General features: G+C 75.4%; 10 protein-coding genes. 2 read left to right on the forward strand and 8 right to left on the reverse strand.

The window, feature by feature from the left end; translation table 11 throughout:
- Nucleotides 1-258: 258 nt before the first annotated feature.
- From AB0M83_RS46460 to AB0M83_RS46475, 4 genes are all read right to left on the reverse strand, one after another.
- A complete protein-coding gene (locus AB0M83_RS46460; RefSeq protein WP_364528509.1) occupies nucleotides 259-2,553 on the reverse strand; it encodes a LuxR C-terminal-related transcriptional regulator in 2,295 nt (764 codons plus the stop codon).
- Nucleotides 2,554-2,617: 64 nt separating this feature from the next.
- Nucleotides 2,618-3,076, reverse strand: coding sequence for a hypothetical protein (locus tag AB0M83_RS46465; protein ID WP_364528512.1), 459 nt, complete (start codon nucleotides 3,074-3,076; stop codon nucleotides 2,618-2,620).
- A gap of 480 nt (nucleotides 3,077-3,556) precedes the next feature.
- The gene (locus AB0M83_RS46470; protein WP_364528515.1) at nucleotides 3,557-4,435 is read right to left on the reverse strand and encodes an RNA polymerase sigma-70 factor; all 879 of its coding nucleotides are present in this window, start codon (nucleotides 4,433-4,435) and stop codon (nucleotides 3,557-3,559) included.
- A complete protein-coding gene (locus AB0M83_RS46475; protein ID WP_364528518.1) occupies nucleotides 4,432-4,794 on the reverse strand; it encodes a DoxX family protein in 363 nt (120 codons plus the stop codon). Before AB0M83_RS46475 ends, AB0M83_RS46470 begins: the two co-directional genes overlap by 4 nt.
- Nucleotides 4,795-4,957: 163 nt before the next feature.
- Between AB0M83_RS46475 and AB0M83_RS46480 the strand changes: the two genes are divergently transcribed.
- Nucleotides 4,958-5,851: a TIGR03619 family F420-dependent LLM class oxidoreductase gene (locus AB0M83_RS46480; RefSeq protein WP_364528521.1), complete on the forward strand. Its 894-nt coding sequence runs from the start codon at nucleotides 4,958-4,960 to the stop codon at nucleotides 5,849-5,851.
- A gap of 86 nt (nucleotides 5,852-5,937) precedes the next feature.
- Nucleotides 5,938-6,585 (forward strand): response regulator transcription factor, encoded by a 648-nt coding sequence (locus tag AB0M83_RS46485; RefSeq protein WP_360669923.1) that lies wholly within the window; start codon nucleotides 5,938-5,940, stop codon nucleotides 6,583-6,585.
- Between the two features lie 147 nt (nucleotides 6,586-6,732).
- Here AB0M83_RS46485 and AB0M83_RS46490 read toward each other — a convergent pair whose 3' ends face one another.
- The 4 genes from AB0M83_RS46490 to AB0M83_RS46505 all read right to left on the reverse strand — a co-directional run.
- The gene (locus AB0M83_RS46490; RefSeq protein WP_364528524.1) at nucleotides 6,733-9,513 is read right to left on the reverse strand and encodes an AAA family ATPase; all 2,781 of its coding nucleotides are present in this window, start codon (nucleotides 9,511-9,513) and stop codon (nucleotides 6,733-6,735) included.
- Nucleotides 9,514-9,619: 106 nt separating this feature from the next.
- A complete protein-coding gene (locus AB0M83_RS46495) occupies nucleotides 9,620-9,796 on the reverse strand; it encodes a LuxR C-terminal-related transcriptional regulator (protein WP_364528527.1) in 177 nt (58 codons plus the stop codon).
- Nucleotides 9,793-12,525, reverse strand: coding sequence for an AAA family ATPase (locus tag AB0M83_RS46500; protein WP_364528530.1), 2,733 nt, complete (start codon nucleotides 12,523-12,525; stop codon nucleotides 9,793-9,795). The genes AB0M83_RS46495 and AB0M83_RS46500 overlap by 4 nt, the downstream gene beginning before the upstream one ends.
- On the reverse strand, nucleotides 12,509-13,714 hold a 1,206-nt coding region (locus tag AB0M83_RS46505; protein WP_364528533.1), incomplete at its 5' end, for a LuxR C-terminal-related transcriptional regulator. The genes AB0M83_RS46505 and AB0M83_RS46500, both read right to left, overlap by 17 nt.

Below are 13,714 nucleotides of genomic sequence, written 5' to 3' on the forward strand. Positions count from 1 at the left end.
GATGCAGTGAATGACTCATTCCTGGCGTCCGGCGCCAGGAATGAGTCATTCACTGCGGCAGCCGCGGCCCACGCGACCGGCCGGGGACGCTGTCCGGCGGTGCCACGGCACCGGAACACCGGGCTCCGCGCGGATCCGAAGGCCGTGAAGGGCACATCGAGGGACTTGAAGGCCGTGAATGTGCCATTCACGGCCTTCGGTCCGGACCCGCCTGCCGGGCGGTGCCACGGCACCGGAACACGGTCCGGCAGTCGCGCGTCAAAGCCGGGCGGCCTGGGCCGCCCAGGCCGCCACCTGGCTCCGCGAATCGAACTCCAGCTTGCGCAGGATCCGGTTCACGTGCCCCTCGGCCGTCCGGCGGGAGATGACCAGCTTGTCCGCGATCTCCTGGTTCGACCGGCCGTCGGCGATCAGCAGCGCCACCTCGTGCTCCCGGTCCGTCAGCGGCGTCGACCGCGCCGGGCCGGGCGCCGGGGACGGCGTCGCGTCCCCCAGCGCGTAAGCGATCGCTTCCTCCAGCCCGAACTCGCGGCCGCGGCGGAAGGCCGCGTCGAACGGGCCCTCCCCCAGCCCGCGGCGGGCCTGCGTCTCGCACTCTCCGTGCGGGGCACCGAAATACCGCGAACCGAACATCGGGAACCCGACCGCCTGCCAGATCGGCTGGGCGGACCCGAGCATCGTCGCCGCCGGTTCCCAGTGGCCGCGGGCCGATTCGGTCCAGGCCAGCACCTCGATCGCCAGCACGATGCCCAGCAGGTCGTGGAACTTCCGCTTGACGCGCAGGCAGTGCCGCCCGTACCCGGCCGCCCGGGTGAAGTCCCCGCGGCCGAGGGCGACGAGAGCCTGGACGAAGACCGCGTACGCCTGCGCCCACTGCTCGCCGTGGGCGACGCCGGTCGCGCACGCCTCTTCGCACAGCTCGCCCGCGCGGTCGAGGTCGCCCAGGAAGATCAACGCGATGGCGAGCTCGATGCCGGCCAGCATCACGTTGCTGTTGAGCTCGCCGAGCTTCCGGTAGCGGGCCTGCGCTTCCTCGAAGAGCGCCTTCGCGTCGCCGAGGTCGTCGCCGACCAGCAGGTTGCAGCCGAGCCGGTGCGTCGCGTACGCCATCGCCACGTCGTCGCCGGTCTGCCGGGCGTACGCGCGGCACTCCTCCAGCATCGCGACCGCGCCGGCGTTGTCGCCCTGCAACGTCGCGATGTACCCGTTGACCCACAGCGCCTTCGCGCGTTCCTCGCCCGGCCCGGGGGACAGCGCGAGCGCGCGGTCGAGCCAGTGGCGGCCCTCGCCGAACACCCCGCAGCCCGCCCAGTAGAACCAGAGGGTCGAGGCGAGCCGGAGGCCGGTCTGGAGCTCGCCGGGCGTCGTCAGGCAGTAGTCGAGCGCGGCCCGCAGGTTCGCGTGCTCCAGGCGGGTCCGGCGGAAGGTCTCCGCCTGCTCGGGGCCGAACCACTCGCGTTCGCTGCGCACCGCCAGCTCGAGGTAGTGGTCCCGCATCGCCCGCAGGACCGCGGGTGCCTCCCCGGACTCGGTCAGCTTGTCGCGGCCGAACTGCCGCAGCGGCTCCAGCAACCGGAACCGGCCGCCCTCGCGGATCAGCACCGACTTCTCCACCAGCCCGGCGAGCCCGGCGCGGACGTCCTCGCCCGCGCAGGCGCGCTCGGCGGCGGGCAGGTCGAAGCCGCCGGCGAACACCGACGTCCGGGCCCACAGGCGCCGCTCGGCCGGGGTGCACAGCGTGAAGCTCCAGTCGACGGCGGCCAGCAGCGTCTGGTGCCGGGGCTCGCCGCCCCGCTTCACCGTCCCGGGCAACCGGAAGCAGTCGGCCAGCCCGGATTCCAGCTCCTCCAGCGTCAGGACCCGCAGCCGCACGGCGGCCAGCTCGATCGCCAGCGGGATGCCGGCCAGCAGGCGGCACACCTGCGCCACGCGCTCCTCGTTCTCCGCGGTGACGGCGAACCCCGGGTCGACGGCGGCCGCGCGTTCGGCGAACAGCGTCAGCGCCGGATAGCGCAGCCAGGCCCCGCCGGGCAGCGGCCGGCCGGGTTCGGGCAGCGGCAGCGGGGACACCGGCCAGAGGTGCTCGGCGGCCAGCGCGAGCCGCTCCCGGCTGGTCGCGAGCAGCCGCAGGCCGGGTGCGGCCCGCAGCAGGTCGTGCGCCAGCGCGGCGCACGCGGCGAGGACGTGCTCGCAGTTGTCCAGGACCACCAGCAGCCGCCGGTCCCGCAGGTGCTCGGCGAGCACCCGCGCCGGTGCCCGGCCGGTTTCGTCGTGGACGCCCAGCGCTTCGAGCACGGTGTGCGCGACGAGCGCCGGGTCCTGCAGCCCGGCGAGCTCGACCAGCCAGGCACCGTCGGGGAACGCCCGGGACAGCCCGGCGGCGGTCTGCACGGCCAGCCGCGTCTTGCCGACGCCGCCCACGCCGGTCAGGGTGACCAGCCGGGCCCGCGTCAGCAGGTGCTTGACCTCGGCCACCTCGGACCTGCGTCCCACGAAGCTCGTGGTTTCCGCGGGCAGGTTGCCCCTGCCGCACGCCACGCCGGTCTTCCCCACCCGTGCACCGTAAGGACGTCCGTGCGGGCCGGTCAATGCGGACCCCTCGGAGGAAGCAACCGCCTCAGGCGTCGGGGAGGCGGTACAGCGTGGGCGCGTCGCCGCCGTGCATGGCGGACAGGCTCGTGCGGCAGGCCTGGCGGACCTCGCGGTTGGCCGCGGAGCCGGCCTGGCCGCACCGCGGGCAGTACAGGTGCACCGCACCGGGCGGCGTCTCGTCGACGGCGACGTCGACCGGGCATTCGCAGCGGCGGCACCACCGGTGGCCGGTGACGACGAGGACGTGCAGCGGGTTGCCCACGCACTGGTGCGCCCAGCACCGGTGGACGTAGCAGGTGCTGCGGGTGTGCGGGTTGAGGCCGTGCTCTTCCGCGGTGTCCTCGGCGGCCAGGATGGCGGCCAGCCGCCGGTCGTCGAGGTCGGCGTAGCGGTCGCGCGACCCGATGGGGGCCGGTCGCGGCTCCGGTACGTCCGCGGGGGAGTCGACGACCCGGAGGAGGGGACGCGACCGGCCGTGCACCATGGGTTGTCCGACCTCCTGCGGTCATCGGGGGCCGGACCAGCTTGCGCCGGGGCGCGCGTCACCACACCCGTACAAGTACCTGACTCCATACCTGTCCGCCCTCACGTGCCGCGCCCGCGGCGCTACTGTCCGGCGCCGGTCACCGCAGGGTCAGCGGGGTCTCCGACCCGACGCGCTCGACGCGGATTGCCGTCCCGGTCTGGTGCTCGGGTCGGCCGAGCACGGCGGCAACGACGAGCGCACGCCGGCATCACCGCGGGCGCGAATTGCCCGGTGCGACCGCAGCGGTCGAGGCTGCGCTGTCGACGCGGGCGAATCCGCCCGCACCACCGCACGGCCGGCGAGGCACTGGCGCGGCCGGGCGGGCGACCTCTGGCTCTTCGCCGGCGGCGCAGGAGCGCCGCGACCACGCGGCGGGTCCGCGCCGTTGCCGAGCACATCAGCGCGGTCGTCGTGAGGTCCACGCAAGGCGCGCGCCGGTCACCGCAGGGTCAGCGGGGTCTCCGACCCGACGCGGGTCAGCTTCTCCGGGTTGCGCACGTAGTAGAGGCCGGTGATGCGGCCACCCTCGACGCGGACCGCCATCACGCCGTCGAGCTCGCCGTCCAGGCGCAGGACCAGCCCCGGGTTGCCGTTGACGACCGTGGGGGCGCTGGTGAGCTCCGCTTCGGTCCGGCCGATGCCGCCGGTCATGAAGCGGACGACCTTGTCCGCGCTCACGATCGGCCGCAGGGCCGCCTGCTTGACGCCGCCGCCGTCGCTGACCAGGACGACGTCGGGGGCGAGGACGTCGAGCAGGCCCTGCAGGTCGCGGGTTTCCATCGCGCGCTGGAACGACTCCAGCACGGCCCGGGTCTCGCGGGCGGAAACCGTCTCGCGCGGGCGGCGGGCGTCGACGTGCTTCCGGGCGCGGTGCGCGATCTGCCGGACCGCCGCGGACGTCTTGCCGACGGCGGCGGCGATCTCGTCGTAGCCGAAGTCGAAGACCTCCCGCAGCACGAAGACGGCGCGCTCGGTCGGCGACAGCGTCTCGAGGACGAGCATGAGCGCCATCGACACGCTCTCGGCGAGTTCGACGTTCTCGGCGACGTCGGGCGCGGTGAGCAGCGGCTCGGGCAGCCAGGGCCCGACGTAGGCCTCCCGGCGGCGCTTCACCGTGCGCAGCCGGTTAAGCGCCAGCCGCGTCGTGATGCGGACCAGGTAGGCGCGCTGGTCGCGCACCTGCCCGAGGTCGATGTCGGCCCAGCGCAGCCACGTTTCCTGCAGGACGTCCTCCGCGTCGGCCGCCGAGCCGAGCATCTCGTAGGCGACGGTGAAGAGCAGGTTGCGGTGGGCGACGAAGGCTTCGGTGGCGGTCACGCGCGCCCCCAGGCGAGGAAGACCGCGAGGGCGAGGTACGTCAGGTTCAGCGCGGCGAACTTCGGCTCGCCGTGGCGGAGGTGGGTGGCCATGGCACCGATCATGAGCAGGACCCAGCAGCCGGCGGTGACCGGGACCAGGACGGGCGCGACGCCGAGGGCGGCGGGAAGGACGAAGCCGGCCGCGGCCAGGAGTTCGAGGACGCCCAGCGTCTTGACGAAACCGTCGCCGCGTTCGCCGGTCCATTCCCCGCCGGGGGTGGCGGCGAGCTTCGCCCGGGGCACGAAAGTCTTGCTGACGCCCCCGGTCAGGGCGACGACGGCGAGCAGGCCCGCGGCGATCCAGAGTGCGATGTTCATGAGGGTCTCCCTTGTGTCGGCCTCAAGACACCGGGCACCGGGAGAGTGTGACAGCGTGCCCCCGGGCGGTGCGCGGCGCCGGATGTGCTTGAACGAGCAACTAAATGGGAGTACTACTGGCTTCAGGGTCGGCAAGATCCGTTCGCTCTTCAGGGGAGAATTCATGAACTTGGGGTTCAGCCTTCCGGTTTTCGGCAAGGCAGCCGCCACACCGGGCGGGATCGCCCGGTACGCGCGCGAAGCCGAGCAGGCCGGGGCGGCCAGTCTCTGGGTCGGTGACCGGCTGCTGTCGCCGGTCGCTCCCGTCGTTCCCTACCCCGGTTACGACACCATGCCCGAGGAGTTCCACACCGCCCAGGACCCGTTCACCGCGCTGGCCGTCGCCGCCGCCGTGACCGAGACGGCCATCCTCGGCTCCAGCACCATCAACGCCACCCAGTACCAGCCCGCGAACTTCGCGCGGCTGCTCACCAGCATCGACGTCGCCAGCAACGGACGGCTGCTGCCCGGCCTGGGCATCGGCTGGTCCCCCGACGAGTACACGGCCGTCGGGATCCCGATGGGCGAACGCGGCAAGCGGCTGGACGACCTGCTCGACCTGCTCGAGACCTGGTGGACCGAGGACACCGTGGCGCACGAGGGCGTCGGCTACGCCATCGCCGAGTCCCACGTCGGCCTCAAGCCGGTGCGCAAGCCGCCGGTGCACCTCGCCGGCTTCGGCGAGAAGTCGCTGCGGCGCGTGGCCGAGCGGGCCGACGGCTGGCTGCCCGTCTGGTCGGTCCCCGAGCAGTTCCCCGCGGACGTGCTCATCTCCACCCTGGCCAAGATCCGGGCCGACGCCGAGCGCGCCGGGCGGGACCCGAAGGCCCTCGGCGCGGCGCTGCGCGTGAACCCCGCGCCGGACACCGCGCCGGAGCTCATCGCCGAGTCGGTGACGAAGATCGTCGCGGCCCTCGAGCCGGACCACACGTTCGTCGACCTCACCTACCTGACGAGCAGCGTGGACGAGCACCTCGACCTCACCGGCAAATTGCTGGACCTGGTCGCCAAGGGCTGATCCACCACGCAGCGCACTGTCCGGGCGGAGCCGGCCCGGACAGTGCGATACTGCGAGGCGTGCGCACACAAGGGAATGACGACAAGGTGATCCGCCTGGTGATCGTCGACGACGAGCCGATGGTGCTCGCGCACCTGCGTACGGTGCTGACCTCCGCCGAGGACATCGACATCGTCGGGCAGGCGCAGGACGGCGCCGAGGCCGTCGAGGCCGCGGGGCGCTTCCGGCCCGACGTCATGCTGATGGACCTGCGGATGCCCGGGGTGGACGGGCTGACCGCGATCGAGCGCATCGTCAAGCTCCCGAACCCGCCGTCGGTCGTCGCGCTCACGACCTTCGACACCGACAGCTACGTCCTCAAGGCGCTGCGGGCCGGCGCGTCGGGCTTCCTGCTCAAGTCGACGCCCCCGGAGGACCTCATCGGGCTGGTCCGCGTCGCCGCCGACGGCCACACGGTGCTGTCGAAAGAAGCCGCCCGCCGGATGGTCACCGCGTCGGCGGGCGAGCACGAGCGCTCGCAGGAGGCGCGCGAGCGCACTTCCGACCTCACCGACCGGGAACTCGACATGCTGGTCTGCCTCGGCGAGGGCATGTCGAACGCCGCCATCGCGGCGAAGCTGCACCTGTCCGAGGCGACGGTGAAGAGTTACGTGTCGCGGATGCTCACCAAGCTCGGCTGCGCCAACCGCACCCAGGCGGGATTGCTGGCGCATGAAGCAGGTCTGGCGGGCTGAGCAAGTCTGGCGGACTTCGCGCGGGTCTCGCGGGTCTCGCGGGTCTCGCGGGCTGGGCCGCCGGATGCAGTGAATGACTCATTCCTTGCGCCCAACGCCAGGAATGAGTCATTCACTGCATCGCCGAAGCGACCCGAACACGGCCCCCTACGCGCTGCTGCGCGCCCCGAAGCCCCACGCGCCGAACACCTCGGCGAGCTCCGCCCGGCCCGAAATGCCCAGCTTCCGGTAGCAGTTCGTCAAATGCTTCTCGACCGCCCGGCGGGTCACGTTGATCTCGGCCGCGATCTCGCCGTTCGTCAACCCGTCCAACGCGAACGCGACCACCCGGCCCTCCGCCTCGCTCAGGGCCGCCGACGGGCCGGCCGCCGTGCCCGGACCGGCCGGCTCGTCCGCCGTGCGGCCGGTGAGCCACGGTGCGCCGCAGCCCTCGGCGAGCCGGTAGGCCTCGCGGAAGCGGTCCTCCGCCCCCGCCTTCCCGCCGACGCGCAGCAGCGCGCCCTCCGCCAGCAGCGCGCGGACCAGTTCCAGCCGGTCCCCCGACGCGCGGGACGTCTCGATGGACTCCGCCACCATGCGGTCGGCCTCGGCGCCTGAGGACAGTGACGCCTTGATCCGCAGCGCGCGCCCGAGCGGCGCCGGCGCGCCCCAGCAGCGTGCCCAGCGGATTTCGTCGTCGATCAGCTCGGCGGCCGACACCGGGTCGCCGAGGCGTCGCTGGAGCCAGGCGCTCCACGTCCGCCACGGGTACAGCGCCGGGTTGCGCCAGCCCGCCCGGTGCAGGGCCGCGCCGCAGTCGAGGAACCTCGCCAGCGCACCCCTCGGGTCCTCGACCGCCGTCAGCGCGCCGCGCAGCATCAGCAGCGCGGCCCGGATGTGCAGGCCGACGCGCCCCAGCGCGTGCTCGTCGTAGTGCTCGGCCAGCGTCGTGGCGAGCCGCTCGTCGCGGGTGACCACCGCGATCGCCACCAGCGCCATCACCAGCGACTCGGGCGCTTCGCCCAGGTTGCCGCCGATCAGCTCGTACGCCTCCCAGGCCGTGGACCGGGCGCGGGTGAGCTGCCCGGTCTGGGCCAGCACCGCCCCGCGCGCGGCGATCAGCGACGCCGGGCGCGCCGGCCGGCCGCACACCGGTTCGCGCGCCGCGCTCTCCAGCCACGCCGACGTCGGGCCGAGCGCGCCCGCGGTGAGCGCCGAGATGATCAACAGCGGCGCGGTGCCCGCGAACTCCGCGGACGACGCGGGTGCGCAGCGCAGCAGCCGGTCGGTCAGCTCCGCGACGGTCGCGGCGGGCATCCCGGCGCTCAGCGTCGCCGCGTGCAGCAGGACCGCCAGCAGCTCGCGTTCGGCGAGGGTGGCGATCGGCGGCTCCGGGCCCAGCTCGCGCAGGCGGTCGACGGCGGCGGCGAGCAGCGCCGGGTCGTCGCAGCGGGTCAGCCGGATCCGCGCCTCCAGGCGGAGCCCGGCCTGGCCACCAGCGTCCTCCGGGGTGACGCGGCCGGCGAGGACGGCGGCCTCCGGCCGCAGGAACGCCGAGAGCGGCAGCAGGGTGACCGCCTCGGCCCGTTCACGCGGGGTCGGCAGCAGCCCGATCGCCTGCGTGAGGTGCCGGATCGCGGCGGAGACGTCGAAGGCGGCTTCGGTGAGCGCCAGGTCCACCAGCCGCCAGCCGCGCTCCGGGCCGTCGGGCGGCAGGTCGAGCAGCGCGCGGCGCAGGTACCGCGCCGCCGTCTCGGGCTCCCCGCGCCGGGTCGCCGCGTCGGCGGCCGTGCGCAGTTCTTCCGGCATCCACGGCGACGGCGACGGCGCGGGCACCTCGAGCAGCTGGGCCGCGACCGTCTCGGCGGCGAACCCGGCCTCGTGGAACACGGTCGCCGCGCGCACCCGCAGCCGCAGGTCCTCCTGCGCGGTCATGGACGCCTCGATCGCGGTCCGCAGCACGGGGGCGGCGAACCGTGGCGGGCACGCCGGGGCGAGCACCCCCAGCCGGCGCAGGGCCTGCACGGCCTCCGCGACGGCGACCGAGTCGGCGCCGGTGAGGTGTTCGACCAGCCACGGCTCGGCGTGCTCGCCGAGCACCGCGATCGCCCGGGCGCAGTCGCCCACCGCCGGGGGCAGCACGGCGAGCTGGGCGGAGAGCCGTTCCTTGAGCACCGACGGCCCCGGCTGGTGCGAGGGGCCGCCGCGCAGGACATCGTTGAGGTACAACGGGTTTCCGGCGCTCGCCGCGTGGCAGGCGGCCACGGCGCGCGGGTCGCCGGCCCGGCCGTCGGACGTCGCGCGCAGCACCGCCCCGACGCCGTCTTCGGACAGGTTCCCCGGCCGGATCCGGATTTTCGCCAGCTCCCACAGCTCGCGGATCGCCGGCCGGTCGGCCCCCGGGTCGCCTTCGCGGACCGCGACGACGAGCGCGCACGGCAGGTCCTGGATCCGCCGCGCGCAGTGTCGCAGCCAGGTCAGCGACTGCCGGTCGGCGAGGTGCAGGTCGTCGACCAGCACGGCGAGCGGCCGGTCGGCGCCGATCGCGGCGAGCAGGCCGAGCAGGCCGTGCGTGGTCAGCACGTCGTTGTGGTCGCCCGGTTCCCACCCCGGCCAGCCCGGGGCGCCGGGGAAGAGCCACCGCGCCGCCCCCGCGGTCCCGGCGAACCAGCGGTCGGCGGCGGCCGCGTCCGCCTCGGCGACCAGTGGTTCGAGCACCTGGCAGGCGATCCCGAAGTCGAAGTCCTGTTCGGTCCGGCTCGCCGCCGCCGTGAGCACCCGCGGCCCGCCGGGGTCCGCCTCCGCCGAGCGCAGGATTTCCTTGAGCAGCGCCGTCTTCCCCACGCCGAGCTGCCCGGTGACCACCGTGACCGAGCCTTCGCCCGTCCCGGCCGCGGCGATCGCGTCGCGCAGCCGGCGCAGTTCGGTCTCGCGTTCCGGCAGCGTCACGGCCGGCCCTCCCCGCCGGTGACGGCGGGCTGCCGGGTCACCGCGAACCCAGCACTGGACGCCCCCGCCACCCCGCCGGCCGCACCGCCCTCGACTGCCCGCAGCATCACGACCAGTCCTCCCCGCCGGCGGCGAGCGCCTCGGCCGGCTGACGCCTGCCGTCGATGCCCAGCTTGCGGTACACGTTGGTCAAGTGCAGCTCCACGGTCCGCCGCGTCACCGCCAACCCGGACGCCCCCGCCACCCCGCCGGCCGCACCACCCCCGACCACCCGCAGCATCACGACCAGCCCTCCCCGCCAATGGCGGCGAGCGCCTCCGCCAACTGCCGCCGGCCCTGGATACCCAGCTTGCGGTAGACGTTGGTCAGGTGCAGCTCGACCGTCCGCCGGGTCACTGCGAGCTCCACCGCGATCCCGGCGTTGGACGTGCCCGCGGCGGCCAGCTTCGCCACCCGGCGCTGGGCCTCGGAAAGCCCGTGCGTCCCGGCCGCCACGGGACGGCCGGTCAGCTCGTGCAGCCGCTCGAGGACGCACAGCCAGCGGTACCGCGCCGCCAAGGCGCCCGCTTCCGCGAGGTGCTCGCCGGCCCGGTCGCCGCCGGCCGCGGCCAGCTCCACCAGGGCCGTCGCGTGGCGCAGGTGACTGCCGCTGCCGTGCAGGAGCCCGACGGCCCGCTCGAGGTGCCCGGCACTGCCGGGGTCTTCGGGGCCGAGGGTGAGCGCGGTGGCCAGGTGCGCGCCGCCGACGGCGGCCCGGGTGCCCCACGCGGTCGCGGCGGCGAGCTCTTCGCCGAGCAGCAGCCGGGCGGCTTCCCGTTCCCCCAAGGCCACCAGGCACTTCGCCGCGGCCGACCGCCACGGCAGGACTTCCGGGTTTTCCCAGCCCCACGCGGAAAGCCGGCGGCCGCACTCGCGCACCGAGGCGAGTGCCGGGCCCGGCACGCCCTCCCCGAGCAGCACCACCCCCTTGGCGTACAACAGGAAAGCGCTGCCGAGCCCGGATCCCGGCTCGACCGGATCGCGCTCGAGCGCCTGCCGGGCAAGGTCGGCGCGGCCGGCCTGCAGGTGCACCCTCGCCTCGGTCGCGACCACGCGGGCGCGCAGCATCGCGTGCCAGTGCCGGGGCGGGACCAGCTCGTGCGCGTCGGCCAGATCGGCCGCCGCCTCGTCGAGGGTGCCCGCCGCGAGGTGGCGTTCGGCCCGTTCGGCCAGGGCGCGGGCGACCAGCGTCCGGGAGCACCGGCGGCGCGCCCGCGCGAGCACGTCTTCGCCGTGGGTCTCCGCTTCGGCGAGGTCCCCGGTGAGGACCAGCGCGCGGACCGCCGCGGCGCGCGCGGTCAGCGAGCGCGCCTCCGCCATCGGCTGGGCCAGCGCGGCGCGCGCGAGCCCGCGCACCCGGGCCGGGCGCAGCCCGCGCCGGGCCAGCAGCACCGCGGCCACGGCCGCCTGCGCCGGGTCCGACGGCCGGTCCGGCAGGGGCGGCATGCCGTAGCCGCCGACGGTCGACCGGTCCTGCGGGTCGCCGTCGGCCAGCCAGTACAGGCCGAGCAGCGTGTCGCGGTCCGCCGCCGGGACGTCCGGCCGGCGGAACGCGGCGGTCAGCGTGCGCGCGTTCAGCCCGCCTCGCGCGTTGAGCAGGTCCGCGGCCGCCAGCCGGTGCTCGCCTGCACCGTCCAATTCGGACAGTACCTGGGCCAGGTGGCGATCGCCCGCCTCCTGGTCGAGCAGCAGTTCCGCGGCGCCGAGGTCGAGCAGCACGGCCGCGCGCCGCGCCGGTTCGAGGGGTTCCTGCAGGGCGCGCTTCAGCGACGCGATCGCCTGCCCGTCGCGGCCGCCGTCCTGGCCCAGCCGGGCGGCCGCGCGCAGCACCTCCACCACCCAGGGCTCGCCGATCACGCGGGTCCGCCGCAGGATCGCCGCGACGGCGGCGTTCGCGACGCCGCGTTCGTGGCCCAGCTTCGCCGCGCGGGTGAAGAAGGCGTCACGGTCGTTCTCGGTCATCCGGCCCAGCACGCGCTGGCCGGTGTCCGGTTCGGCGAGCCCGCCACTCGCCGTGACCAGGCCGATCGCCCGCAGCCGCGCGAGGTCCGCGGCCAGCCGCTCCGGCGGGCACCCGGCGAGCTCGGCCAGCAGCGCCGGGCCGAAGCCGTCCTGGCACACGGAAACGGCGCGCAGCACGGCGGCGAGCTCGGCGGGCAGGCCGTCGACCAGGCGCAGCAGGCGTTCCCCGGCGATCCGGCTGAACAGTCCCGCCCCCTCCCGCGCGAACCCGGGCTCCATGCGCAGCCGGTTCAGGCCCTCGGTCAGCACCGCCGGGTTCCCGCCGCTGCCGCGCACGGCGTGCTCGGCCACCTGCTCGCCGGCTCCCGCGCCCAGCCGCTCGCGCACCAGGCCGGCCACCGCGGCGTCGCCGAGCGGGCGCAGCCGGATGCCGTGCGCGGCGGCCGCGGGGCACCAGGTGTCCAGCCCGCTGGTCTGGCTGACCACCAGCAGCACCGGAATCTCGTTCAGCAGCCCGGAAAGCGTGTGCAGCCACGCCCGGGACGCGGCGTCGGCCCAGTGCAGGTCGTCGACGACGAGCACCAGCGGCCGGCCACCGGCCGCGGCGAACAGGTCCCGGCACAGGCCGGCGAGGACGCGGCCGCCCGGCACGCCGTCGCCACCCGCCGCTGGGGGAAGCGCGCCGCCGAGCGCGGTGAAGACCTGGTGCAGCACGGTGAACGGCTGGGTGCCGTCGGACGGGCAGCACGGCACGTGGGCGACGCGCAGCCGGGCGTGCCGGGCGGTCGCGGCGACCGAGGCCAGCAAGGCGCTGCGGCCGGAGCCGGGCGCCCCGGTGACCGTGACGACCGCCGGGCCTCCTTCGGGCAGACCGTGGACCAGCCCGGTCAGCAGCGCGGACTCCTCGTCCCGCTCGGCCAGCCGCGGGCCGGGCACGCCGCGCTGGTGCGGCAGCCCCGCCGCGACCGGCGGGGCGAGCGCCGGGCGTTCGTCGCTATCCGGCGAGCCCATGCGTCCTCTTCGGTGCCCCGGTGTCGGCGGCTCCCGCGCTCGCCCGCAGCGCCGCGGCCAGCTCGGCCCGGCTGTCCACGGCGAGCTTCCGGTAGACGTTGGTCAGGTGCAGCTCGACGGTCCGCGGCGAGACGAACAGGGCGCCCGCGACGTCGCGGTTGCTCGCCCCGCCGGCGACCAGCCCGGCCACCTCGCGTTCGCGCTGGGTCAGCACGTCGGCGCGCGGTTTCCGCAGCCGGCCGCCCGACTCCTCGAGCAGCTCCCGGGCGAGCGCGCCGATCGAGCACCACCCCGAACAGGCGGACAGCATCGCGGCCTGGCGCAGGTGCTGGCGCGCCGCCTTGCGATCGCCGACACCCGTCAAAGCCTTGCCCAGCAGGTACTCCACCCGCGCGTACTCGATCCGGCAGGGCGAAGCCGCCAGTATCCGGACCGCCTCCGCCAGCAGCTCGGCCGCTCGGGTCCCCGACGCGACCGCGCCCCGGGCGGCCAGCACCAGGCCCCGGGCGGTCGCGGTCGGCCAGCTCCCGGCGAGCTCCTGCCCACGCTCGGCGCACGCGGCCGCTTCCCGGTGCCGGCCCTGCCGGACGAGCAGCAGCGTCGCGGCGTACCACCACGGCGCGAACACCGGGTTGCCCACGCCGGTCTCGTCCTGCCGCCGGCCGGATTCGAGCAGCAGTTCCAGTGCACCGTCCACATCGGAGCGCAGGACCCGGACCCTGGCCAGGCCGAGCAGCCAGAGGTGGCGCTCCGCCGGCGCGGCGTCCAGTTCGTCCGGACGCGCCGCGCGCAGCAGCGCTTCGGCGGCAGCCGGTTCGCCGTCGTCGCAGAGGGCGGTCGCCAGCGCGATGCGGACTTCGAGCCCCGGGCGCCGGCCGGCGTTCGCCAGCGCCGCGACGCGGATGTCGGCGAGCGCGCCTTCGCGGTCGCCGCTTTCCCGCAAGGCCTGGTAGCGGGCGGCCAGCGCCCGGCCGAGCCCGGCCCGGTCGCCGCGCACCGCGGCCTCGGCCACCGCCCGGTCGAGGGCCCGCAGGGCGTTCGGCGCGTCGTCGACCAGCCGCAGGGTCCGCGCGGCGGCGAGCAGGTCGGCGGTCGAGGCGGCCGCCACCGGCAGCCGGACCACGGCGCGGGCGCAGGCCGCGGCGACCTCGCTGCCGCGCCCGGCGAGCGCGAGGGCGGCGGCCCGGTC

It is taken from the genome of Amycolatopsis sp. NPDC051106 (assembly GCF_040682775.1).
In the GTDB taxonomy this organism is placed as follows: Bacteria; Actinomycetota; Actinomycetes; order Mycobacteriales; family Pseudonocardiaceae; genus Amycolatopsis.

What these genes read in the sequence shown, in the direction of transcription:
- AB0M83_RS46465 (WP_364528512.1), bottom strand. Translation starts at nt 3,076, where the DNA reads ATGGTGCACGGCCGGTCGCGTCCCCTCCTCCGGGTCGTCGACTCCCCC.
- AB0M83_RS46475 (WP_364528518.1), bottom strand. Translation starts at nt 4,794, where the DNA reads ATGAACATCGCACTCTGGATCGCCGCGGGCCTGCTCGCCGTCGTCGCC.
- AB0M83_RS46480 (WP_364528521.1), top strand. Translation starts at nt 4,958, where the DNA reads ATGAACTTGGGGTTCAGCCTTCCGGTTTTCGGCAAGGCAGCCGCCACA.
- AB0M83_RS46500 (WP_364528530.1), bottom strand. Translation starts at nt 12,525, where the DNA reads ATGGGCTCGCCGGATAGCGACGAACGCCCGGCGCTCGCCCCGCCGGTC.